The organism is Streptomyces sp. NPDC038707 (assembly GCF_040636485.1).
Taxonomy (GTDB): Bacteria; Actinomycetota; Actinomycetes; order Streptomycetales; family Streptomycetaceae; genus Streptomyces.
In genome coordinates this window covers 98,165-119,114 of record NZ_JBEZUP010000003.1, presented here as the reverse complement: position 1 = coordinate 119,114, position 20,950 = coordinate 98,165, and the positions used below count along the sequence as shown (strand labels likewise).

Annotated in this window: 22 protein-coding genes, 1 tRNA gene and 1 riboswitch; of the genes, 12 read left to right on the top strand and 11 right to left on the bottom strand. The window is 72.3% G+C overall.

Annotated elements, in window-relative coordinates:
- Positions 1 to 35: 35 nt before the first annotated feature.
- Positions 36 to 881 (top strand): helix-turn-helix transcriptional regulator, encoded by an 846-nt coding sequence (locus AB0E62_RS05405; protein ID WP_362188386.1) that lies wholly within the window; start codon positions 36 to 38, stop codon positions 879 to 881.
- Positions 882 to 1,097: a DUF397 domain-containing protein gene (locus tag AB0E62_RS05400; protein ID WP_362188383.1), complete on the top strand. Its 216-nt coding sequence runs from the start codon at positions 882 to 884 to the stop codon at positions 1,095 to 1,097.
- A gap of 171 nt (positions 1,098 to 1,268) precedes the next feature.
- On the opposite strand, the gene AB0E62_RS05395 is transcribed toward AB0E62_RS05400, so the two are convergent.
- Both AB0E62_RS05395 and AB0E62_RS05390 read right to left on the bottom strand, forming a co-directional pair.
- Positions 1,269 to 1,754, bottom strand: coding sequence for a DUF2267 domain-containing protein (locus AB0E62_RS05395; RefSeq protein ID WP_362188381.1), 486 nt, complete (start codon positions 1,752 to 1,754; stop codon positions 1,269 to 1,271).
- 313 nt (positions 1,755 to 2,067) lie between these two features.
- The gene (locus AB0E62_RS05390; protein ID WP_362188378.1) at positions 2,068 to 2,496 is read right to left on the bottom strand and encodes an Hsp20/alpha crystallin family protein; all 429 of its coding nucleotides are present in this window, start codon (positions 2,494 to 2,496) and stop codon (positions 2,068 to 2,070) included.
- A gap of 178 nt (positions 2,497 to 2,674) precedes the next feature.
- On the opposite strand from AB0E62_RS05390, the gene AB0E62_RS05385 reads away from it, so the two are divergent.
- Positions 2,675 to 2,977, top strand: coding sequence for a hypothetical protein (locus tag AB0E62_RS05385; RefSeq protein ID WP_362189156.1), 303 nt, complete (start codon positions 2,675 to 2,677; stop codon positions 2,975 to 2,977).
- A gap of 20 nt (positions 2,978 to 2,997) precedes the next feature.
- Here the strand turns inward: AB0E62_RS05385 and AB0E62_RS05380 are convergent, their stop codons facing one another.
- Entirely contained in the window at positions 2,998 to 3,954 is a 957-nt protein-coding gene (locus tag AB0E62_RS05380) for a helix-turn-helix domain-containing protein (protein ID WP_362188375.1), read from the bottom strand.
- A gap of 153 nt (positions 3,955 to 4,107) precedes the next feature.
- Between AB0E62_RS05380 and AB0E62_RS05375 the strand changes: the two genes are divergently transcribed.
- A complete protein-coding gene (locus tag AB0E62_RS05375; RefSeq protein ID WP_362188373.1) occupies positions 4,108 to 4,557 on the top strand; it encodes a hypothetical protein in 450 nt (149 codons plus the stop codon).
- A 12-nt stretch (positions 4,558 to 4,569) separates the two neighbouring features.
- Here the strand turns inward: AB0E62_RS05375 and AB0E62_RS05370 are convergent, their stop codons facing one another.
- Both AB0E62_RS05370 and AB0E62_RS05365 read right to left on the bottom strand, forming a co-directional pair.
- Positions 4,570 to 6,108 (bottom strand): MFS transporter, encoded by a 1,539-nt coding sequence (locus AB0E62_RS05370; RefSeq protein ID WP_362188370.1) that lies wholly within the window; start codon positions 6,106 to 6,108, stop codon positions 4,570 to 4,572.
- A gap of 61 nt (positions 6,109 to 6,169) precedes the next feature.
- Complete coding sequence (locus AB0E62_RS05365) at positions 6,170 to 7,432, bottom strand: DUF445 domain-containing protein (protein ID WP_362189153.1); 1,263 nt, start codon at positions 7,430 to 7,432, stop codon at positions 6,170 to 6,172.
- Between the two features lie 184 nt (positions 7,433 to 7,616).
- Between AB0E62_RS05365 and rdgB the strand changes: the two genes are divergently transcribed.
- On the top strand, positions 7,617 to 8,219 hold the full coding sequence (gene rdgB / locus AB0E62_RS05360) for an RdgB/HAM1 family non-canonical purine NTP pyrophosphatase (RefSeq protein WP_362188367.1): 603 nt from the start codon (positions 7,617 to 7,619) through the stop codon (positions 8,217 to 8,219).
- A 4-nt stretch (positions 8,220 to 8,223) separates the two neighbouring features.
- Here the strand turns inward: rdgB and AB0E62_RS05355 are convergent.
- Together AB0E62_RS05355 and bcp are read right to left on the bottom strand one after the other, a co-directional pair.
- A tRNA-Leu gene (locus tag AB0E62_RS05355) sits at positions 8,224 to 8,310 on the bottom strand.
- A 46-nt stretch (positions 8,311 to 8,356) separates the two neighbouring features.
- Entirely contained in the window at positions 8,357 to 8,824 is a 468-nt protein-coding gene (bcp, locus tag AB0E62_RS05350; protein WP_362188364.1) for a thioredoxin-dependent thiol peroxidase, read from the bottom strand.
- 103 nt (positions 8,825 to 8,927) lie between these two features.
- Between bcp and AB0E62_RS05345 the strand changes: the two genes are divergently transcribed.
- The 3 genes from AB0E62_RS05345 (at position 8,928) to AB0E62_RS05335 (ending at position 10,113) form a co-directional block, all read left to right on the top strand.
- A complete protein-coding gene (locus AB0E62_RS05345; protein ID WP_362188361.1) occupies positions 8,928 to 9,257 on the top strand; it encodes a DUF3618 domain-containing protein in 330 nt (109 codons plus the stop codon).
- Between the two features lie 23 nt (positions 9,258 to 9,280).
- Positions 9,281 to 9,640, top strand: coding sequence for a co-chaperone GroES (locus AB0E62_RS05340; RefSeq protein ID WP_030610388.1), 360 nt, complete (start codon positions 9,281 to 9,283; stop codon positions 9,638 to 9,640).
- A gap of 47 nt (positions 9,641 to 9,687) precedes the next feature.
- Positions 9,688 to 9,759, top strand: a riboswitch (guanidine-III (ykkC-III) riboswitch).
- 33 nt (positions 9,760 to 9,792) lie between these two features.
- A complete protein-coding gene (locus tag AB0E62_RS05335) occupies positions 9,793 to 10,113 on the top strand; it encodes an SMR family transporter (protein WP_030610391.1) in 321 nt (106 codons plus the stop codon).
- A gap of 19 nt (positions 10,114 to 10,132) precedes the next feature.
- Here the strand turns inward: AB0E62_RS05335 and AB0E62_RS05330 are convergent, their stop codons facing one another.
- Positions 10,133 to 12,991 carry a transglycosylase domain-containing protein gene (locus AB0E62_RS05330; RefSeq protein ID WP_362189150.1) on the bottom strand — a complete coding sequence of 953 codons (2,859 nt, stop codon included), beginning with the start codon at positions 12,989 to 12,991 and terminating at the stop codon, positions 10,133 to 10,135.
- Positions 12,992 to 14,248: 1,257 nt separating this feature from the next.
- Here AB0E62_RS05330 and AB0E62_RS05325 point away from each other — a divergent pair.
- The 3 genes from AB0E62_RS05325 to AB0E62_RS05315 are packed head-to-tail and all read left to right on the top strand — an operon-like array spanning position 14,249 to position 16,869.
- Positions 14,249 to 15,049, top strand: coding sequence for an ABC-2 family transporter protein (locus AB0E62_RS05325; protein WP_362188357.1), 801 nt, complete (start codon positions 14,249 to 14,251; stop codon positions 15,047 to 15,049).
- Positions 15,042 to 15,869 (top strand): ABC transporter permease, encoded by an 828-nt coding sequence (locus AB0E62_RS05320; protein WP_362188354.1) that lies wholly within the window; start codon positions 15,042 to 15,044, stop codon positions 15,867 to 15,869. Before AB0E62_RS05325 ends, AB0E62_RS05320 begins: the two co-directional genes overlap by 8 nt.
- A gap of 1 nt (position 15,870) precedes the next feature.
- Positions 15,871 to 16,869 carry an ATP-binding cassette domain-containing protein gene (locus tag AB0E62_RS05315; RefSeq protein WP_362188351.1) on the top strand — a complete coding sequence of 333 codons (999 nt, stop codon included), beginning with the start codon at positions 15,871 to 15,873 and terminating at the stop codon, positions 16,867 to 16,869.
- A gap of 13 nt (positions 16,870 to 16,882) precedes the next feature.
- Here the strand turns inward: AB0E62_RS05315 and AB0E62_RS05310 are convergent, their stop codons facing one another.
- From AB0E62_RS05310 to AB0E62_RS05300, 3 genes are all read right to left on the bottom strand, one after another.
- Complete coding sequence (locus AB0E62_RS05310) at positions 16,883 to 17,299, bottom strand: hypothetical protein (protein ID WP_362188348.1); 417 nt, start codon at positions 17,297 to 17,299, stop codon at positions 16,883 to 16,885.
- Positions 17,300 to 18,366: 1,067 nt separating this feature from the next.
- Positions 18,367 to 19,101, bottom strand: a complete 735-nt coding sequence (gene rph, locus AB0E62_RS05305) for a ribonuclease PH (RefSeq protein WP_362188345.1) — start codon at positions 19,099 to 19,101, stop codon at positions 18,367 to 18,369.
- Positions 19,102 to 19,197: 96 nt separating this feature from the next.
- Positions 19,198 to 19,431 (bottom strand): PTS glucose/sucrose transporter subunit IIB, encoded by a 234-nt coding sequence (locus AB0E62_RS05300; RefSeq protein WP_161294306.1) that lies wholly within the window; start codon positions 19,429 to 19,431, stop codon positions 19,198 to 19,200.
- 155 nt (positions 19,432 to 19,586) lie between these two features.
- Here AB0E62_RS05300 and AB0E62_RS05295 point away from each other — a divergent pair, with 155 nt between their 5' ends.
- A complete protein-coding gene (locus AB0E62_RS05295) occupies positions 19,587 to 20,873 on the top strand; it encodes a PTS transporter subunit EIIC (RefSeq protein ID WP_362188342.1) in 1,287 nt (428 codons plus the stop codon).
- The last annotated feature ends 77 nt before the right edge of the window (positions 20,874 to 20,950 follow it).

The window sequence follows — 20,950 nt, the reverse complement described above, 5'->3', positions numbered from 1 at the left end:
CGGGCCATCACCCCGGCACACGGCGAAGGAGCCGAATGTCCGAGCGAACCACCACACGCCGCCGCCAGCTTGGCGCGACCTTGCGCAAGTTGCGTGCTCGCAAAGGGCTGACGCTTGAGGAGGCCGGGCGGCTCGTCGGCGTCTCAAAGGCGACGGTCAGCCGGTACGAAACCCAGGCGGGTCCGGTCAGGTGGATCGTGGTTGAGGCTCTGTGCCGTGAGTATGGAGCCACTGACGCCGAGGCGAGGGCCGTGGTCAATCTGGCGAAGGAGGCCAAGCAGCAGGGGTGGTGGAACTCCTTCGCGGACTCCATTCCCGAGAGCATGAACCTTCTGCTCACCCTTGAGGACGAGGCAGTCCGCGAGAGCCACTTCTCCTGCGTCTACGTGCCCGGTCTCCTTCAGACGAGGGCCTACAGCACCGCGGTCCAGAAGGCCAACGAAGTACCTCTCGGTCAGGAGGAGATCGAGCGGCTGGTCGGCATCCGCATGAAACGGCAGGAGATCCTCACCCGCCCGAAGCCGCCACGGCTGTGGGCGATCCTTGATGAGTCGGTCGTCCGCCGCGTCGTCGGATCACCTCGGATCATGAGGGAGCAGCTCAGCCGGCTGCTCGAAGCGAACGAGTCGCCCCACATCACGCTCCAGATACTGCCGTTCGCGAAGGGAGCCCACGCCGCGGCGCTGGGAAGCTTCGTCATCCTCGGCGGGACCGAGCCGGCACTCGATGTGGTGTACGTCGACTTCCACGCCGGCTCTCTGTTCCTGGAGAAGGACGAGGAACTGGACCGCTACAGACTTGCGTTCGAGTACCTTCAGGCACAAGCGTTGGACATGGAAGCCTCGTCCGCCATGATCCACGGTGCCCTCAAGGAGCTGTGAATGTCCGTCGGCTCTCAGCCCGAGTCCGAGCCCAGGTGGTTCAAGTCGTCGTACAGCGGTGGCAACACGACCGAGTGCGTTGAGTGCGCGTGTACCGGCACCGGCATCCGCGTCCGGGACTCGAAGTGTGCCGATGGACCGGTTGTCACGGTTCACACCGCCGCGTGGCTTCGCTTTGTGGCGTCATTGGCTCAGCCACGGCCGCTGGACCGCTGAAGGCACCCGGCGTGGCACTTGGCCAACGGCCCAGAGCTGCCGGGCAAGTGGATGCGGGCGCCCAAGGCACTTCCACCCAGGACTACGGTGCTCAGTGAGCGTCGGCTGACGCACCACAACGTTTCCCGGGCGCCGCCCAGCCTTCTGCGGCGCCCAAAACCCTCCTGCCCCCTACGCCATCACCGCCAGCTCCGCCCGCCCGAACAGCAGGGCGTACCCAGGAGGCAGCTGGGACAGGATCCGTGAAGTCAGGGGTTCGCCGATTCGGGCGGTGAGGACGCTCAGGACCGAGCTGACGTCCCAGCGGGCCGTCGCCGGGGTCGCGCCCTCGATGCGGGTGGCGACCGAGTCGACGAACTCGCGGGCCGTCAGGGGGCGGGTCGCGGGGATCTGGGAGGCGATGACCCGGCCCGCCTCGCGCGGGAGCGCCTGCGCCAGGGCCACGCGTTCGTCGCCGGTGACGTGGCCGCCCAGGGCCGACAGGACGATGCGCGTGATGCGTTCCGCCTCCGCCCTGGTCGGGTACTGGCCCGCCTCGCGCACCGCCTCGGTCAGCTCCAGCCAGCCGGAGTCCTCGGCCGCGTCCCGGATGCGGGGGCGGGGCGGAGGGGTCTGGGCGGGGATGGTGGTTCTGGGCTGCGGGGTGGTCACGGTCATCGTGCTGGCTCCTCCTCCGGGACACTGCGGGGCACCGGCAACCGGATACCCCGTAACACGACGGGCATGAGCGGGAGTTCGGCCAAAGAGCGGCGTGTGGTGTCTTTGGTGGTGTGTGGTCCCTTGTGATGTGTTGTGCTGATTCATCAGCCTGTTGTCGGTTGCGGGCTTCCTCATCGGCTGATGCGGTGCGGCAGGGGGCGGGTCCGCTCGCGTCCGCCGCCCGGGCGCGTCCCGGGTCCCGCTCCGGTCCCGGGACGCGTCCGCGTCCGTGCCCGCGAGGGCCGTCGGCCGGCGGGCGGTGGCGTCGGGCTCAGCCGCTGATCTGCCTGCGGCCCGATCCGCCGCCGGTGATCTGGATGCGGCGGGGCTTGGCCTGTTCGGCCACCGGGATGCGCAGCGTGAGGACGCCGGCGTCGTACGAGGCGTCGATGCGGTCCGTGTCGAGTGTGTCGCCCAGGAACAGCTGGCGGGTGAAGGTGCCCGTCGGCCGCTCGGCGACCAGCATCTCCGCGTCGTCGGGAGCGGGGTGGCGCCGTTCGGCACGGACGTTGAGGACGTTGCGCTCGACGTCCAGTTCGATCGTCTCGGGGTCGATGCCGGGCAGGTCGAAGTGGACCAGGAACTCGTCCCCGGACCGGTAGGCGTCCATCGGCATCGCGGCCGGTCCCACCGCGTTCGCGCCGAGCACCTGCTGCGCGAGTCGGTCGAGTTCACGGAACGGATCCGTGCGCATGAGCATCACAGGTCACTCCTCTCTTCAGGCGCTGTGTGCGATGCCCTTCGGCTTCTTATATAACTCCCCGCCGGAAACTTGACAAGCCTCGACTCAGGTTCGTTCCGCCCTGCGACCTGCGCGTTAGTCTCGGGGCACACGTCAGGGATCTTCAGGGATGAACAAGGGTTACCAGGAGGCACTCATGGCCAGGGTTCCCAGCGCGGTCGTCGCCGCCACCGGGCTCGTCGGCGGCTACGGCGTCGCCCGTTGGACCAAGAAGCGGCAGCTGGGCGGGGCCGTGCTGGCCGTCGCCGGGGTCGCCGCCGCGCAGCAGTGGCGTGCGCGGGCCGGCGGGAAGGCCGCGGGCGCGCTGACCGCCGCGTACGTCGCCGCCTTCGCCGGCTCCCACCCGCTGGCCAAGAAGGTCGGCGCCTGGCCGTCCGTCCTCGGTGTCGCCGGTGCCGTCGCCGCCGCCTCCTGGGCCGTCGCCGACCGCAAGGCCTGACCGCCACAGCGGCACTGCCCCTACGACGCCCTCTCCTCCGCCCGGAACGCCCTCCGGTAGCCCTGCGGGCTCGTGCCCACCACCCTCCGGAAGCGTTCCCGGAAGGCCGTGGGGGAACCGAAGCCCGTCTGGGCCGCGATGCGTTCCACGGGGTGGTCCGTCGTCTCCAGCAGGTACTGGGCCCGCCGTACCCGCGCCCGGTGCAGCCACTGGAGCGGTGTCGTGCCGGTCTGGTCGCGGAAGCGGCGGTTGAGGGTACGGGTGCTCATGCCGGCCTTGGACGCCATCTCGTCCAGCGTCAGATCCTGGTCGCAGTGGTCCTCCAGCCAGCGCAGCAGCGGCTCCAGGGTCGCGCCGGCCGGCGCCGGGGGCAGGTCCCGCACGATGAACTGGGCCTGCCCGCCCTCCCGTTCCAGCGGCATCACGGACATCCGGGCCGCGTGCGCCGCCACCGCCGAGCCGAAGTCCCGGCGGATCATGTGCAGGCACATGTCCAGGGCCGCCGCCGCGCCCGCCGACGTCAGGAACTGGCCGTTGTCGACGTAGAGCACGTTCGGGTCGACGGTCACCTCGGGGTACCGCGCCGCCAGGTCACCGGCCGCGATCCAGTGGGTCGTCGCGCGCTTCCCGTCCAGCAGGCCCGTCGCCGCGAAGAGGAACGCGCCCACGCAGATCGAGGCGATCCGGGTGCCGTTCGCCGCCGCCGCGCGCAGCGCCCCGGCCACCCCGTGCGGCAGCGTCTCCGGCGGGTCCGCGACCCCCGGCAGGATGATCGTGTCGGCCTCCGCGAGCGCCTCCAGGCCGTACGGCGCCCGGACCGTGAAGGCGCCCGACGCGACCTCCTCCCCCACCGAGCACACCCGCACCCGGTACGGCTGCCGGCCGTCGGGCAGCCGGGCCCAGCCGAAGGTGTCGACGGGGGCGGACAGATCGAACGGGATGACGCCGTCCAGCGCGAGTACGGCCACGGTGTGCATGGCAGGAACCTAGCCGTGCGACCGGTTGTCGCCAACCCCTGCTGAGCAGCGGGGACGGAGGACGTGCACCGCCCGGTGCCGGTGGCGGGAATCCGTTGACAGGTGGCAGTCCCGCCGCTTCTGCGGGATCCGGGCGCGGCCTAGCGTCGGCCCGTGACCAAGTTCCTCCTCGCCGTGCACGTCATCGCCGCGATCCTCGCCATCGGGCCCGTCGCCGTCGCCGCCAGCATGTTCCCGCCCGCCGCCCGCCGGGCCCTGGCCGCCGGACCCGGCACCGACGCCCTCCAGGCGCCGCGTCTGCTGCACCGGATCTGCCGCGTCTACGCCGTCGTGGGCGTCGTAGTCCCGGTCTTCGGCTTCGCCACCGCGAGCGAGATGGGTGTGCTCGGCAGCGCCTGGCTGATCGTGTCCGTCGCGCTGACCGCCCTCGCCGCCCTTGTGCTGGCCGCGCTGGTGCTGCCCGCCCAGTCCGCGCTTCTGGAAGGGGGCGCGGAAGCAGGGCGGGCCGGCCGCCTGGCCATGGCGACCGGTGTCTTCAATCTCCTCTGGGCCGCCGTCACCGTGCTGATGATCGTCCGGCCGGGCTCCACCACCGGTGCCTGAGAACCGTCCCCGTCAGGGCCTGCTCGCCGCCGGCGGGGCCGTGGGACCACCGCCGCGCGGACCCGGCCGCGCCGCCGCCTTCGCCCGGCTCGCCACCGCCGTCAGCGGGCGGGCGATGTCCTCCAGGGAGCGGCCCTCGGCCCGTACCGCGAGGAACACCGCGACCAGGCCGGCCGCGCACATCAGCGCCGCGCCGATGGAGAAGGCCAGGACCGTGTCGCCCACCCGGCCGGTGCCGGTGAGGTCGGCGAACAGCAGCGGGCCGCTGATGCCGCCGGCCGCGGTGCCGAGGGCGTAGAAGAAGGCGATGGACATGGCGCGGGTCTCCATCGGGAAGATCTCCGACACCGTCAGATAGGCGCTGGAGGCGCCCGCCGAGGCGAAGAACAGCACCACGCACCAGCAGGCGGTCAGCGTGGCCGCGGTCAGCGTGCCCCGGTCGAACAGCCAGGCCGTGCCGAACAGCAGCAGGCCCGACAGCAGGTAGGTCGAGGAGATCATGATCCGTCGGCCGACCGTGTCAAAAAGCTTGCCGAGCAGCAGCGGGCCGCAGAAGTTGCCGGCCGCGATCACCGCGAAGTAGTAGCCGGTGTGGTCGGCGGGCACGTCGTAGAACGTGGTCAGGATCGCGCCGAAGCCGAAGGTGATGGCGTTGTACAGGAACGCCTGGCCGATGAAGAGGGAGAAGCCGAGGATCGCGCGCCTGCGGTAGCGGCCGAAGACCGTGCGGGCGATCTCCAGGAAGGAGACGCTCTTGCGCTGGTGGATCTCCAGCTCGCCCTCGGCGTCCGGCAGCCGTTCGCCGCGCTCGGCCTCCACCCGGCGTTCGATGCCGGAGACGATCTCCTCGGCCTCCCGGTCCCGGCCGTGGATCAGCAGCCAGCGCGGGCTTTCCGGGACGTGCCGCCGTACCAGGAGGATGACCAGGGCGAGGACGGCGCCGAGGGCGAAGGTCAGCCGCCAGCCGACGTTCGCGGCCAGCAGGCCGGTGTTCAGGGCGACAATCGACAGCAGGGATCCGCCGACCGCGCCCAGCCAGAAGCTGCCGTTGATGACCAGGTCGACCCGGCCGCGGTAGGCCGCCGGGATCAGCTCGTCGATCGCGGAGTTGATCGCCGCGTACTCGCCGCCGATCCCGAAGCCGGTCAGGAAGCGGAACAGGAAGAACCACCAGGCTTCCCAGGACACGGAGGTCAGGGCCGTCGCGGCCAGGTAGACCGCCAGCGTGATCATGAAGAGGTTCCGGCGGCCGAACCGGTCGGTCAGCCGGCCCCAGAACAGGGCTCCGGCACAGGCGCCCGCGACGTACAGCGCGGCGGCGACGCCGGTGACCTGCCCGGAGGAGATCTCCAGGCCGCTGCCGGACTCCGACAGCCGGCTGGCGATGTTGCCGACGACCGTGACTTCCAGGCCGTCCAGGATCCATACGGTGCCCAGCCCGAACACGATGGTCCAGTGCCAGCGCGACCAGGGCAGCCGGTCCAGCCGGGCGGGGATGTCGGTGGTGATCGTCCGGCCGGCCCGCGCCGACGGCGACTCCGCTTCGCTCATGGGCTCCCTCCTCGTCGAAGGACGGAACATCGGGTGCCCTGACCGCGCCGGAACAGTCCGGTCAGGCCCCCAGGCCCCGCGAGACCGCGTAGATCAAAAGGCCCGCGAGGGATCCCACCACCGTGCCATTGATCCGGATGAACTGCAGGTCGCGGCCGATGTGGGCCTCGATCTTGCGGGTGGTGTGCTCGGCGTCCCAGCCCGCCACGGTGTCCGTGATCAGCGAGGTGATCTCCTTGCGGTAGGTGGTCACGACGTGCACCGCCGCGCCCTCCACCCAGGCGTCGACCTTGTCCTGCATCTTCGCCTCGGACGCCATCCGCGCGCCCAGCGACAGCAGCGCGGACCGCACCCGCCGGCGCAGTTCGCTGCGCTCGTCCTCCGCCGCGGCCACGATCATCGACCGTACGGCCGTCCAGGCGGACGCGATCAGGTCCTGCACCTCGCCGCGGCCCAGCACCTCGGTCTTGAGCCGCTCCACCCGCGCCCGGGTGTCGGTGTCGGACTGGAGGTCGGAGGCGAAGTCGGTGAGGAAGCGGTCCAGCGCGCCGCGCGCCGGGTGCGAGGGCATGTCCCGCATCTCGGTGACGAACCGCAGCAGCTCCTTGTAGACGCGCTCGCCGACCTTGCGGTCCACGAACCGCGGGGTCCAGCCGGGCGCGCCGCCCTCCACGGCCACCATCACCTCGCCCCGGTGCAGTTCCAGCCAGTCGTGGGCGCGGGAGACCACCAGGTCCACCATCCGCCGGTGCCCGCCGTCGGCGACGACCTTCTCCAGCGTCTTGCCGATGCCCGGCGCGATCTCCCGGGCGTTGGCGCGCCGGGTGACCGCCTCGCCGACGACCGCCTGCACGTCCGAGTCGCGCAGCACGGTCAGGGCGCCGCGCAGGGCGGTGGCCAGTTCCGCCGTCACCCGGTCGGCGTGCTCGGGCTCGGCCAGCCAGGCGCCGAGCCGGCTGCCGATGCCGACCGCGCGCAGCCGCTGCCGTACGACGTCCTCGGAGAGGAAGTTCTCCCCGACGAACTCGCCCAGGGAGACGCCCAGCTGGTCCTTTTTGGTGGGGATGATCGCGGTGTGCGGGATGGGCAGGCCGAGCGGGTGCCGGAACAGGGCGGTGACCGCGAACCAGTCGGCGAGCGCGCCCACCATGCCGGCCTCGGCCGCCGCCGCCACATAGCCGGCCCAGGCCCCGGCGCCCGCGTTCTGGGCGACCTTGGCCAGGACGTAGACCACCGCGACGAACAGCAGCAGGCCCGTCGCCGTGAGCTTCATGCGCCGCACCCCGCGCCGGCGCTCCTCGTCGGCGGGGGTGAACGCCGTCATGGTGCGGTACGACCCGGCCCGCTCCGCCGTGCTCGTCTCGGTAGGTTCCATCAGCTCCGCCCGTCCGGTGATCCCCGCCCACCATTGTCCCTGCCTGTCCGGCTCCGGGACCAGGACAGGAGTCCCGGTGCCGGTACCCGGGGCGGGCACGGACGCGGCCCGGCGGGGAGGAATACTGTCGGGCATGACCCGCTTGATCCTCGCCACCCGCAACGCCGGAAAGATCACCGAGCTGAGGGCGATCCTCGCCGAGGCCGGGCTGCCGCACGAACTGATCGGCGCCGACGCCTTCCCCGAGGTCCCCGACGTCAAGGAGACCGGCGTCACCTTCGCCGAGAACGCCCTGCTCAAGGCGCACGCCCTCGCCCAGGCCACCGGGCTGCCGGCCGTCGCCGACGACTCCGGGCTGTGCGTGGACGTGCTGGGCGGCGCCCCCGGCATCTTCTCCGCCCGCTGGGCCGGCCGGCACGGCGACGACGAGGCCAACCTCAGGCTGCTGCTCGCCCAGCTCTCCGACATCGCCGAGGAGCACCGCGCCGCCCACTTCGCCTGTGCGGCGGCCCTGGCGCTGCCGGACGGCACCGAGCGGGTGGTGGAGGGGCAGCTGCGCGGCACGCTGCGGCTCGCCCCGGCCGGGACGAACGGCTTCGGCTACGACCCGATCCTCCAGCCGGAGGGCGAGACGCGGACCTGTGCCGAGCTGAGCCCCGAGGAGAAGAACGCCATCAGCCACCGGGGGAAGGCGTTCCGCGCCCTGGTCCCCGTGGTGCGGGAGCTGCTCGGCTGAACTGTGGTGCGGCCGGAGGGACTCGAACCCTCACGGGAGTTACCCCACTGGGACCTAAACCCAGCGTGACTGCCAATTCCACCACGGCCGCCTGGTGCTGCCCGGCCATGCTAGCGGCCGGGCAGTGCCCGCGGACGTCAGACGCCCAGATCCTTGATGATCTTGGCCACGTGGCCGGTCGCCTTGACGTTGTACAGGGCCCGTTCGACCTTGCCGTCCTCGTCCACGACCACCGTGGAGCGGATGACACCGACGACCGTCTTGCCGTAGAGCTTCTTCTCGCCGAAGGCGCCGTACGCCTCCAGCACCCGCTTGTCCGGGTCGGCCAGCAGGGTGACCTTCAGGGACTCCTGCTCGCGGAACTTCGCGAGTTTCTCCGGCTTGTCCGGCGAGATGCCGATGACGTCGTAGCCGGCGGAGGCCAGGACCTCCAGGTTGTCGGTGAAGTCGCAGGCCTGCTTGGTGCAGCCGGGGGTCAGGGCCGCCGGGTAGAAGTAGACGATGACCTTGCGGCCCTTGTGGTCCGAAAGGGACACCTCGTTGCCGTCTGCGTCGGGGAGGGTGAAGGCGGGGGCAACGTCCCCGGGCTGGAGTCGCTCGCTCATCGGACTAGCGTAACCGGGGGCCCTTGCGGTGCGGTGCGGCCATGAGCTGACAGACTGTTCGGAAAGCAGCAGACTTTCTTCGGCAGACTTCGGAGGCCGTACGGTGGCGGACACGTCGGACACCAGAACCCCGGCGCAGATCGAGGCGGACATCAGGCGCCGCCGCGAAGTGCTGGCCGAGACACTCGACGAGATCGGGGTGCGGGTGCATCCGAAGACCGTCGTCGGGGACGCGAAGGCCAAGGCCGTCGCCCACGTCGATCACACGGTCGGACGGGCGTACGTGCAGGTCAACCGTGTCGTGAGCGAGGTGAGGGCGCGGTTCACCGACGAGGAGGGGGCGCCCCGGCTGGAGCGGGTGGTGCCCGTGGCGATGGTCGTCGTGGGGGTCGTGGGGCTGATCGCTCTGGGGGCCCGGCGGCGCAGGGACTGACCGGGAACAGGTAGGTTCGACGCGTGAGCGCCAACAGAAACGAGCAGAGCACTCCCCACCACGACAAGCTGCCCATCCGGATGCTGCACGACCGGGTTCTCGTGCGGCAGGAGACCGGTGAGGGCGAGCGGCGGTCGGGTGGCGGCATCCTGATTCCCGCCACGGCGGCGGTCGGGCGGCGGCTGGCCTGGGCCGAGGTCGTCGCGGTCGGCCAGAACGTCCGGACGGTGGAGCCCGGCGACCGGGTGCTGTTCGACCCGGAGGACCGGGCGGAGGTCGAGGTGCGGGGCGTGGCCTACGTCCTCATGCGCGAGCGTGACCTGCACGCCGTCGCCGCGGACCGGTTCGAGGGGTCGGAGGACTCCACGGGGCTGTACCTGTAGCACACGGCAGTGAGAGGGCCGGTGACCATCGTCACCGGCCCTCTTTGCCGTGCCTTTGCTACGTTGGAGGGAACCCGACGAGACGCGCCGTACCGGGTCCAAGGCAAAGACGACGCACCCCCAAGAAGAGTCACTGTCTCGGAGGTGCCGTCATGGCCTGGATCCTGCTCGTCGTCGCCGGTCTGCTGGAAGTCGCCTGGTCGATCGGGATGAAGTACAGCGAGGGTTTCACCCGTCTGGTCCCGAGCCTGTTCACCGGCGCCGGCATCGTCGCCAGCATGGTCCTGCTGTCGTACGCCGCGAAGTCCCTGCCCATCGGCACGGCCTACGGCGTGTGGGTGGGCATCGGCGCGGCCGGTGCGGCGGTGCTCGGCATGGTGGTGCTCGGTGAGCCGGTCACCGCCGCCCGGATCTTCTTCGTGTGTCTGCTGCTGGTCGCCGTGGTGGGGCTGAAGGCGACCAGCGGTCACTGAGCCGCCGGGCCCCGGTCCGTCACAGCCCGGGGCCGCCCCCGGCGCCCCCGTCCGTGGCGGTGGTCCCGCCGGCGTCGGTGCCGCCGCCCGGCGTGCCGCCCCCGGTGACCGTGCCGCCGCCGGGGACGCCGCCGCCGGTGGTGGCGGTGCCGCCGCCGTCCGTGGCCGGCCCGCCGGTCGTGGTGGGCCCGCCGGTCGTGGTGGTAGGGGTGCCGCCGGTGGTCGTGCCGCCGGTCGCGGGGGCCCCGCCGTCGGTGGTCTGCCCGCCGTCGCCGGGCGTGCCGGTGGCCGTGGCGGTGCCCTCGGTCGGGGTGGCGCTCGGGGCGCCGGTCTCCTGGCCGCCGTCGGTGGTGGCGGTGCCGCCGGTGTCCTGACCGCCGTCCGTGCCGGGCTCGGGCGCACCGCTGGCCGGGGGCTCCTGGACCTTGTCGGCACCCTGCTGGAGGCGGAGGTCGAAGTCCGTGACCGGCTTGCCCTTCAGGGCGTCCCGCGTGTACTGCGCCCAGATCTCGGTGGGCGCGCCGCCGCCGTTGATGCGGGCCTGGCCGAGCGCGCCGTACAGCGGCTGGTGCTTGGCGGTCACCGGGTCCTGGCCCATGACGGAGACCACCGTGGCCAGGTCGGGGGTGTAGCCGGCGAACCAGGCGGCGGTGTCGCGCTCGGCGGTACCGGTCTTGCCGGCCGCCGGACGGCCCGCGGCCTGCGCGGCGGTGGCGGTGCCGCTCTCGACCACGCTGCGCAGCACCGCGGTGGTGGTGTCGGCGGCCTCCCGGCTGACGGCCTGCTTCACGCTGCGCCCGGGCAGCGCGATCTCCTCCCGGCCGTCCTTGGTGATCGCCTTGACCAGGCTGTACGTGCCGTGCTTGCCGTGGTTGGCGAGCGTGGCGTAGGACTCCGCCATCTCCAGGACGCTGGCGTTGGCGGTGCCGAGGGCGATGGACGGGGACGGGTAGAGGTCCGGGGTGTCGGCGGGGACGCCGAGGGCGACCGCGGTCTCCTTGACCTTGTCGGGGCCGACATCGGTGGCCATCTGCGCGTACACCGAGTTCACCGACAGGTCGGTGGCCTTGCGCACGGTGATCGGGCCGTACGACCGCTGGTCCTCGTTCTCGGGGGCGTAGGGGCCGCCGCTCCAGCCCTGGATCGGGCGCCGGTTGGTGCCGTCGTAGACCGTGTTCGGGGTGATGGTGCGGCCGTCCTGGGTGGTGGACCCGTTCTCGACGGCGGAGGTGAACACGAACGGCTTGAACGTCGAGCCGACCTGGAAGTCACCGCGGGTCGCGCCGTTGGTGTACTGCTTCACGTAGTCGATGCCGCCGTACAGCGCGACGACCTCGCCGGTCTTGGGGTCGACGGAGGCGCCACCGGCCCGGACGTAGGTGTCGACCTTGTTGTTCTTCTTGTCCAGCTTGTTCATCAGCTGGTCGTCGACCGCCTTGACGAAGGCGTCCTGCCGGTCCTTCTGGATGGTGGTGGTGATGCGGTAGCCGCCGGCCTCGAGCTGTTCCGCGGTGACGACCTTGTTGGTGATCAGGTACTGCCTGACCGCCTCGACGAGATAGCCGCGCTGACCGGACAGACCCGTGGAGAGGATCTGCTCCTTGGGCATGGGGAACTTCATGCCGGTGCGCTCGTCCTGGCCGAGCCAGCCCTTCTTGACCATGCCGTCCAGGACGTAGTTCCAGCGGGCGAGGGCCGCCTTCCGGTTCTCCGGGTGGGCCACGACGTCGTACTCGCTCGGCGCGTTGACGAGCGCGGCGAGGTAGGCGGCGCGGGCGGGGTCGAGGTCGGCGGCGTCACGGCCGTAGTAGGCCTGGGCGGCGGCCTGGATGCCGTAGGCGCTGCGGCCGAAGTAGCTGGTGTTGAGGTAGCCCTCGAGGATCTCGTCCTTGGACTTCTCGCGGTCCAGCTTGATCGAGATGAAGAACTCCTTGGCCTTGCGGGTGACCGTCTGCTCCTGGGCCAGGTAGTAGTTCTTCACGTACTGCTGGGTGATCGTCGAGCCGGACTGCTTGCCCTTGCCGGTCGCGGTGTTCCAGGCGGCGCGGATCATCGCCTTGGGATCGACGGCGGACTCGGAGTAGAAATCGCGGTCCTCGGCGGCCAGGATGGCGTGCTGCGCGTCCTTCGAGATCTCGGCGAGACTGACGTTCTCGCGGTTGACCTGGCTGTCGCGCGTGTCGCGGGCGATCTGGGAGCCGTCGGCGTAGAGGTAGACGTTCGCCTGCTTGGTCGCGAACGCGTTGGCCGGCGGGATCTTCACGAGGGAGTAGCCGAGGAAGAACACGCCGAGGATCAGCAGCACGCCGGCCAGGCAGGTGCCGAGCACCATGCGCCAGGTCGGCACGAGCCGCCGCCAGCCGGTCCGCTTGGGCCGCTTGCCCTTCTTGGCGTTCTTGGCGTTCTTGGCGTTCTTGGCCTTCTTGTCCGGGGGCCCGTCACCGTCGGCGGCGGCGAGCACGGTGGTCTCGGCTTCGGAGGCGCCAGGGGTGCCGCCAGGGGTGCCCGCGGTTCCCGCGGAGGGGGACGCGGTCCCGGTACGGGGTCCGGGTACGGCGCGGGTGGCCTCGGTGCCCCGGGTCTGGGGACCGGGCGCACCGGCACCGGCACCGGCTGCGGACGCCGACGCGGACACGGCTCCCGCGGCTCCCGCGGTGCCCGCCGCGCGAGCGGCCCGGGCGGCGCGGGCGGCGGCCGGGGAGGAGGTGCCGGTGGTGCTCGTCGTACCGGCCGCGGGGGCGGCACCCTCGGTGCCGGGGGTCTGCGCGGAGCGCTTCCGGCCGACGGGACGGCCCGGCTCCGCCGGGGAGGAGGCCGGGGTCTTCGTGCCGGGCGCATCCGGCTCGCCCGCGCGGGGCGCGCCGATCCGGCGGAGCACCTGGGTGGTCTCGGGCGCCGTCCCGGCCCCGGCGGCACCGCCCGCCTTGCCGGCGTCCGGGGTGGACCGGTCCGCGCGGCCCGGCTTGCCGCCGGGGCGCTCCGGGGACGCGGGCGGGGTGATCCGCCGGAGGATCTGGGTGCTCTCGGACGGCTGGGCCGGCCCGGCACCCGCCGGTCCGCCCGCCTTCCGGGCGCCGGCGCCAGCGCCGGGTTCCGCGCCGCCCCGCTGTTCCGGACGGGCCCCACGCGCCGCCTGCCGGGCACGCGCCACGGACGCCGCCCGTTCCTGCGGCGTCCGCCCCTCAGCCCCGGCCACGTCACCCGACCGGCCGAACCCGGCCGGAGCCGCGCCGGTCCGCCCGGGCCCGGACCGCTCCGCACCGGACCGGCCGTCGGACCCACTCACACCCGATCCGCCGAACCCTGAAGCCGCACCCGGCCGACCGGCGTCGGAGCGACCCGCACCGGACCGGCCGAGCCCCTGTCGACCCCCATCGGACCGGTCCACCTCGGACCCACTCACACCCGATCCGCCGAACCCGGCAGCCGCACCGGACCGACCGGCCCCCGGCCGGCCCGCACCCGACCCGTCCGCCTCGGCCCCGCCCACACCGGACCCGCCGAACCCTGAAGCCGCACCCGGCCGACCGGCGTCGGAGCGACCCGCACCGGACCGGCCGAGCCCCTGTCGACCCCCATCGGACCGGTCCGCCTCGGACCCGCCCGCGCCCGGCCGGCCGGTGTCGGACCGGCTCGCGCCGGACCGGCCGGTCCCGTCCATGGCGTGGTTCGGCGTGTTCGGGCGCCTCGGGGCACCTTCCCCGCCCTCGGCGCCGCCGACATCCTCGGCACCGCGCCTTCCGGTGCCCACGGCCCGGCCGGTGTTCCCGGTGCCGTCGGCTTCCCGCGCGCCCCCGGGGCGGCGAGGCCGGTCGGTGTGGTGGTCGGTGGCCTTCTCCTCGTGGCCCCCCGGCTTCCCGGGCCCTTCAGCCGGCAGCGGCTTTTCCGGCGCCACGCCTTCGTTCGGCTGCTGCGGCTGCGGCTCGTCGCTCATGTCGTGCACGGACTCCTGTTTCGCGTCGTACGTTCCCGTACGCCTCGTACGCTTCTGCGCTCCCCTGCTGAAGACTCTCGCACCTGGCGTTCCGTTCCCGGATTCCGGCACGGTTCCGGCGGAAAACGCGTGGCCGGCCGCCGGGTCGCCGGACTAGGCTCCTGCGCTTCGGTGTCGAGTGGTCCGAGGAGGTCGACTGGCGTGGGCGCGGGACGGTTGTACGCGGCTGTCGCGGCAGGGGGGTTCCGACGGTACGCGACCTACCGTGCCGCCACTGCGGCAGGGGTGTTCACGAACACCGTCTTCGGTCTGATTCTCGTCTACACCTACCAGGCACTGTGGGACGAGCGGCCCCATCTCGGCGGCTACGACCAGGCGCAGGCGGTGACCTACGTCTGGCTGGGGCAGGCCTTCCTGTCGACGCTGGCGCTCGGCGGCGGCGGGGTCGAGGACGAGTTGATGGAGCGCATCCGCACCGGGGACGTGGCGATCGACCTGTACCGGCCGGCCGACCTCCAGTTGTGGTGGCTGGCGGCGGATCTCGGCCGGGCGTTCTTCCAGTTGCTGGGCCGGGGCGTCGTACCGTTCGTGTTCGGCGCGCTGTGCTTCCCGGTGTCGCTGCCGGCCGACGCCGGTACCTGGGCGGCGTTCCTGCTGGCCGTCCTCCTCGCGATGCTGGTCGGTTTCGGCATCCGGTACCTGGTGGCGCTGAGCGCGTTCTGGCTGCTGGACGGCACCGGAGTGACGCAGATGGCGTGGCTGTTCGGCTACTTCTGCTCGGGCATGCTGCTGCCGCTGAACGTGTTCCCGGGCGCCCTCGGCGAGGTCGTCCGGATGCTGCCCTGGTCCTCGCTGCTCCAGGCCCCCGCGGACGTCCTGCTGGGGCACGCCGATCCGCTGTCCACCTATCTGTTCCAGGGCGCCTGGGCGGTCGTCCTGCTGGGCGCCGGGCGGCTGGTGCAGTCGGCGGCCACGCGCCGGGTGGTGGTGCAGGGTGGCTGAGGGGCGGGCCCGGCGGACGGCCGAGGGGCTCCGGGCGTATCTGCTGATCGCGGGGATGTGGGTGCGGTCCACGATGGCCTACCGCGCGTCCTTCGCCATGACCACGTTCGGGAACTTCGCGGCGACCTTCCTCGACTTCGTCGCAATCATGCTGATGTTCTCCCGTGTGGACGCGCTCGGCGGCTATCCGCTGCCCGAGGTGGCGTTCCTGTACGGGCTGTCGGCGACCTCCTTCGGCCTGGCGGATCTGCTGATCGGGTCGATGGACCGGCTGGGCCGGCGGGTGCGGGACGGCACGCTGGACACGCTGCTGGTGCGTCCGGCGCCGGTGCTGGCGCAGATGGCGGCCGACCGGTTCGCGCTGAGGCGGCTGGGCCGGGTGACGCAGGGCGCGCTGGTGCTGGGCTGGTCGCTGACCCGGGTGGACATCGACTGGACGGCGGGGCGGCTGCTGCTGATGCCGGTGATGCTGGTGAGCGGCTGCGGGATCTTCTGCGCGGTGTTCGTGGCGGGGGCCGCGTTCCAGTTCGTGGCGCAGGACGCCTCGGAGGTGCAGAACGCCTTCACCTACGGCGGGACGACACTGCTCCAGTACCCGCCGACGGTGTTCGCGAAGGAGCTGGTGCGCGGGGTGACGTTCGTGCTGCCGCTGGCCTTCGTCAACTGGCTGCCCGCCACCCGTGTGCTGGGCCGGCCGTATCCGCTGGACCTGCCGGAGTGGACCGCGTTCGTCTCCCCGCTGGTGGCGGTGGCGTGCTGTGCGCTCGCGGGGCTGGCCTGGCGGGCGGGACTTCGTTCGTATCGCAGCACAGGGAGCTGACGTGGGCGACTTCATCACGCTGGAGAACGTCGAGAAGGTCTTCCAGGTGCGCCGCAGGACCGGGTTCCTGCGGCGGGAGCGGCGCGAGGTGCGGGCGGTGGACTCGCTGTCGTTCGCCGTGGCCCGCGGGGAGATGGTCGGGTACATCGGGCCGAACGGCGCCGGGAAGTCGACCACCATCAAGATGCTGACCGGAATCCTGACGCCGAGCGCCGGGCGGCTGCGGGTGGCCGGCATCGACCCGGCGCGGGAGCGGACCCGCCTCGCGCACCGGATCGGGGTGGTGTTCGGGCAGCGGACCACGCTGTGGTGGGACCTGCCGCTGATCGACTCGTACCGGCTGGCGCACCGCATGTACCGCATCCCGGACGCCCGTTACCGGCAGAACCTGGACCGGCTGGTGGAACTCCTGGACCTGGGCGCCCTGTTGGACGTGCCGGTGCGGCAGCTGTCGCTGGGGCAGCGGATGCGCGGGGACATCGCGGCGGCCCTGCTGCACGACCCGGACGTGCTGTACCTGGACGAGCCGACGATCGGTCTGGACGTCGTGTCGAAGGCCAGGGTGCGGGAGTTCCTGCGGGAGGTGAACGCCGAGCACGGCACGACCGTGCTGCTGACCACGCACGACCTCCAGGACATCGAGCAGTTGTGCTCCCGGGTGATGGTGATCGACCACGGCCGGCTGGTGTACGACGGCGCGCTCGCGGGGCTGCACGAGGCCGGGGAGAGCGAGCGGACGCTGGTGGTGGACCTGGAGCGGGAGCTGGGGCCGGTCGAGGTGCCGTCGGCCCGGGTGGTGCGGGTGGAGGGACCGCGGCAGTGGCTGGCGTTCCCGGCGGGGCAGTCGGCGGCACCGCTCGTCGCGCACCTGGCCGCCCGCTATCCGCTGGTGGACCTGTCGGTGCGGGAGCCGGACATCGAGGCGGTCATCGCCAGGATGTACGCGGAGAGGACGGAGGAGACGGAGAGGCCGGAGAGGCCGGAGAGGACGGTGCGGTAGCCCGGCCGGCGTGCTACGACGTGCACACCTTCGTCAGTTCCCCGGCCGCGTCCGTCACCGGGCTCACGTCCGGTGTCGCGTCGCCGTTCCTGATCGCCGTACGGACGTTGGCCACGGCCTTGCCGAGATCGTCCACGGCCTTGTCGACGTCGGCGTCGTCGGTCTTGTCGCCGATCTCGCGCAGGTTCTTCTCGATGGCGTCGAGCGAGGCGTCGGCCTGGGAGGGGTCGTTCGCGGCGTTCCGCACGGCCTGCTGGAGGTCGGTGACACTGTCGGCGATGGCGTCGGCGGTCTGGACGCAGTCCAGCGCCTTGTCCACGGCGTCGCAGCCGGTGGTCAGGCCGGCGGTGAGCGCGACGGCGGCCAGCGTGGCGGCGACGACGGCGACCCGGCCCCGGTGCGGGCGTCGGCCGGCGGGCGTGGCGGGCATGGCGGGTTCCCCTCCCCTGGGACGGCGGTACGGGCACGCGGGGCTGAGCCGTGCGTGCCCGTACCCACAGGGACGCCGCCGGGGCCCGTGGGGTTGCGGCGCCGGCCCCGGGGGGCCGACGGGCCGACGGGCCCGGGGTCCGGTCCCGCTTCCGGTCCGACAACGCGGCCGGCCGAACCGGAACCCACAACCGACGAGACGGGACCGGCCCCGCTTCCCGGCCCCGGGGGGTGCCAACGGTCCCGGCAGCGTCGCGGCGCCCCGAGGGACGCCGTCAGATCCGGGCAGCGTCGCGGCGGTCCCGGTTGGGCCGACGGGTCCCGACAGGGTCGCGGCGCCTCCGGGGTACCGACGGAGCTCGGCAACGTCACGGCGACCCCCGGCGGGACGCCAACGGCCCCGCCAACGTCACGGCAATCCCGGCACGGCACCGACAGGCCTCAGCAGCGTCACGGCAATCCCGGCAGGCCCCGGCAACGTCGCGGCAACCCTCGGGGCGCCGAAAGGGCCCGGCAACGTCACGCAACCCCGGCGGGACGCCAACGGTCCCAACCGAGTCACGGCGGCCCCGGCGGGACGCCGACAGGCCCCAGCAGCCTCGCGGCGACCCCCGGGTGCCGACCAGGCCCGGCAGCGTCGCAGCGATCCCCGGGGCGCCGACAAGGCCCGGCAACCCCGGCGGGACGCCAACGGCCCCAACCGAGTCACGGCGGCCCCGGCAGAACACCGGCAGGCCCCGGCAGCGTCACGGCAACCACCGGGGCGCCGACAGGTCCGGACAGCGTCGCGGCGGTCCCGAGGGTGCCGACGGGGCCCGGCACCGTCACGGCGACCCCGGCAGCACGCCAACGGTCCCAGCCACGTCACGGCAAGCCCCGGCAGAACACCGGCAGATCCCGGTAGCGTCACGGCAACCCCGGCGGGACGCCAACGGCCCCAACCGCGTCACGGCATCCCCGGCAGAACACCGGCAGGCCCCGGCAGCGTCACGGCAACCACCGGGGCGCCGACAGGTCCGGGCAGCGTCGCGGCGGTCCCGAGGGTGCCGGCGCGTTCCGGGGGGCTCGTCAGGGGCGGGTCGTCTCCAGGGCCGCGCGCTGGATCGCGGCCAGTTCGGTGCAGCCGGTGACGGCGAGGTCGAGCAGGGCGTTCAGCTCGTCGCGGGCGAAGGGCTCGGCCTCGGCGGTGCCCTGGACCTCGACGAAGCGGCCGTCGCCGGTGCAGACGACGTTCATGTCGGTGTCGGCGCGCACGTCCTCCTCGTAGCAGAGGTCGAGCAGCGGGACGCCGCCGACGATGCCGACGGAGACGGCGCTGACCGTACCGGTGAGCGGCTGCCGGTTCGCCTTGACCAGCTTCTTGCCCTGGGCCCAGGCGACGGCGTCGGCCAGTGCGACGTAGGCGCCGGTGATCGCCGCGGTGCGGGTGCCGCCGTCGGCCTGGAGGACGTCGCAGTCGAGGACGACGGTGTTCTCGCCGAGTGCCTTGTAGTCGATGACGGCGCGCAGCGAGCGGCCGATGAGCCGGGAGATCTCGTGGGTGCGGCCGCCGATCCTGCCCTTGACGGACTCGCGGTCGCCGCGGGTGTTGGTGGCGCGGGGCAGCATGGAGTACTCCGCGGTGACCCAGCCCTCGCCGCTGCCCTTGCGCCAGCGCGGGACTCCCTCGGTGACGGAGGCGGTGCAGAAGACCTTGGTGTCGCCGAAGGAGATGAGGACGGAGCCCTCGGCGTGCTTGCTCCAGCCACGTTCGATGGTGACCGGGCGGAGCTGTTCGGGCGTACGGCCGTCGATGCGAGACATGCCGCCGAGCCTAGCCGTAGCGGACGAAGGGGCTCCTCCCGCGTCGCCCACAGCGTCAGCGTCGGGAGGAGCCCCTTCGGAGTGAACCGGTCCGGCTCACATCATGTCTTCGATCTCCGCGGCGATCGGGTCGGCGTCGGTGCCGATGACGACCTGGATGGCGGTGCCCATCTTCACCACGCCGTGGGCGCCGGCGGCCTTCAGGGCGGCGTCGTCGACCAGGCCCGGGTCGGACACCTCGGTGCGCAGCCGGGTGATGCAGCCCTCGATCTCCTCGATGTTGTCGATGCCACCGAGCCCGGCGACGATCTTCTCAGCCTTGCTGGCCATGTTCCTTCTCCCTGCTCCGAACCGCTTTGTCGCAGTAACCCACAGTTGGCCCATCTTTGCGAGCGGTCTTGCCGTCCGTGCCGAATGATGGCGATCACAACAGCGGAACCGTCCGCCGACTGGTCTACACCACCGTGGGGAGGGTCGCCAAACCCATGTGCGCCGAGAGCACGGCCGGCCCCGTCCGGGCCCACTGGCACGGCCTCTTCCAGGGGCTGCAGAAGATGGGCCGGAGCCTCCAGCTGCCCATCGCGGTGCTCCCGGCGGCGGGCATCCTCAACCGGCTGGGCCAGCCGGACCTGTTCGGCGCGGACGGGCTGGGCTGGACCGCCGCGTCCAAGGTGATGAGCGGGGCGGGCGGCGCGCTGCTGGACGGGCAGCTGGGGCTGCCGCTGCTGTTCTGCGTGGGCGTCGCGATCGGCATGGCGAAGAAGGCGGACGGCTCGACGGCGCTCGCGGCGGTGGCCGGGTTCCTCGTCTACTACGGCGTGCTGCGGCAGTTCCCCGAGACGTGCCCGGCGGGCGCCAGGGTGGTGACGACGGGCTGCCAGGCGGCGAGCGGCACGGTGTCCGCGTTCACCTACCAGAACCCGGGCGTCTTCGGCGGCATCGTCATGGGTCTGCTGGCGGCCTTCTTCTGGGCCCGCTACCACCGCACCCGCCTGGTGGACTGGCTGGGCTTCTTCAACGGCCGCCGGCTGGTGCCGATCATCATGGCGTTCGCGGCGATCGCGTTCGCCGTGGTGTGCCTGCTGGTCTGGCCGGCCGTCGGGGGCGCCCTGGAGAGCCTCAGCGGATGGCTGCGGGACGCGGGCGCCTGGGGGACGGGCGTCTACGGGGTCGCCAACCGGGCGCTGCTGGTGGTGGGCCTGCACCAGTTCCTCAACGTGCCGATCTGGTTCCAGTTCGGCAGCTACACCAAGCCCGACGGCACGGTGGTGCACGGCGACATCAACATGTTCCTCCAGGGCGACCCGCACGCCGGCCAGTTCACCTCGGGCTTCTTCCCGGTCATGATGTTCGCGCTGCCCGCCGCCGCGCTGGCGATCACGCACTGCGCGCGGCCGGAGCGGCGCAAGGAGACCGGCGGTCTGATGCTGTCGGTGGCGCTGACGTCGTTCGTGACCGGCATCACCGAGCCGCTGGAGTACTCCTTCCTGTTCGTCGCGCCGGTCCTGTACGCGGTGCACGCCGTGTTCACCGGGGTGTCGATGGGGGCGACCTGGGCGCTCGGGGTGCACGACGGGTTCAGCTTCTCGGCGGGGCTGATCGACTACGTGATCAACTGGAACCTGGCGACGAGACCGTGGGCGGTCGTCCCGATCGGCCTGTGCCTGGCGGCCGTGTACTACGTCGTCTTCCGCGTCGCGATCACCCGGTTCAACCTGCGGACACCGGGGCGGGAGCCGGCGGAGGAGGTCGAGGACGTCACCCGGGCCTGAGGCCCATCGTCCGAGGTCGGGGGCCTACAGCGCGTAGCGCCGCCGTCGCGGAATCACGGGTTCCTTACGTCGCCTTC

Bases quoted from the DNA above. Each gene is read 5' to 3' on its own strand.
- AB0E62_RS05405 (WP_362188386.1), top strand. From the start codon at position 36: ATGTCCGAGCGAACCACCACACGCCGCCGCCAGCTTGGCGCGACCTTG.
- AB0E62_RS05400 (WP_362188383.1), top strand. From the start codon at position 882: ATGTCCGTCGGCTCTCAGCCCGAGTCCGAGCCCAGGTGGTTCAAGTCG.
- AB0E62_RS05395 (WP_362188381.1), bottom strand. From the start codon at position 1,754: ATGACCGTGACCACCCCGCAGCCCAGAACCACCATCCCCGCCCAGACC.
- AB0E62_RS05390 (WP_362188378.1), bottom strand. From the start codon at position 2,496: ATGCTCATGCGCACGGATCCGTTCCGTGAACTCGACCGACTCGCGCAG.
- AB0E62_RS05385 (WP_362189156.1), top strand. From the start codon at position 2,675: ATGGCCAGGGTTCCCAGCGCGGTCGTCGCCGCCACCGGGCTCGTCGGC.
- AB0E62_RS05380 (WP_362188375.1), bottom strand. From the start codon at position 3,954: ATGCACACCGTGGCCGTACTCGCGCTGGACGGCGTCATCCCGTTCGAT.
- AB0E62_RS05370 (WP_362188370.1), bottom strand. From the start codon at position 6,108: ATGAGCGAAGCGGAGTCGCCGTCGGCGCGGGCCGGCCGGACGATCACC.
- AB0E62_RS05365 (WP_362189153.1), bottom strand. From the start codon at position 7,432: ATGACGGCGTTCACCCCCGCCGACGAGGAGCGCCGGCGCGGGGTGCGG.
- rdgB (WP_362188367.1), top strand. From the start codon at position 7,617: ATGACCCGCTTGATCCTCGCCACCCGCAACGCCGGAAAGATCACCGAG.
- bcp (WP_362188364.1), bottom strand. From the start codon at position 8,824: ATGAGCGAGCGACTCCAGCCCGGGGACGTTGCCCCCGCCTTCACCCTC.
- AB0E62_RS05335 (WP_030610391.1), top strand. From the start codon at position 9,793: ATGGCCTGGATCCTGCTCGTCGTCGCCGGTCTGCTGGAAGTCGCCTGG.
- AB0E62_RS05310 (WP_362188348.1), bottom strand. From the start codon at position 17,299: ATGCCCGCCACGCCCGCCGGCCGACGCCCGCACCGGGGCCGGGTCGCC.
- rph (WP_362188345.1), bottom strand. From the start codon at position 19,101: ATGTCTCGCATCGACGGCCGTACGCCCGAACAGCTCCGCCCGGTCACC.
- AB0E62_RS05300 (WP_161294306.1), bottom strand. From the start codon at position 19,431: ATGGCCAGCAAGGCTGAGAAGATCGTCGCCGGGCTCGGTGGCATCGAC.
- AB0E62_RS05295 (WP_362188342.1), top strand. From the start codon at position 19,587: ATGTGCGCCGAGAGCACGGCCGGCCCCGTCCGGGCCCACTGGCACGGC.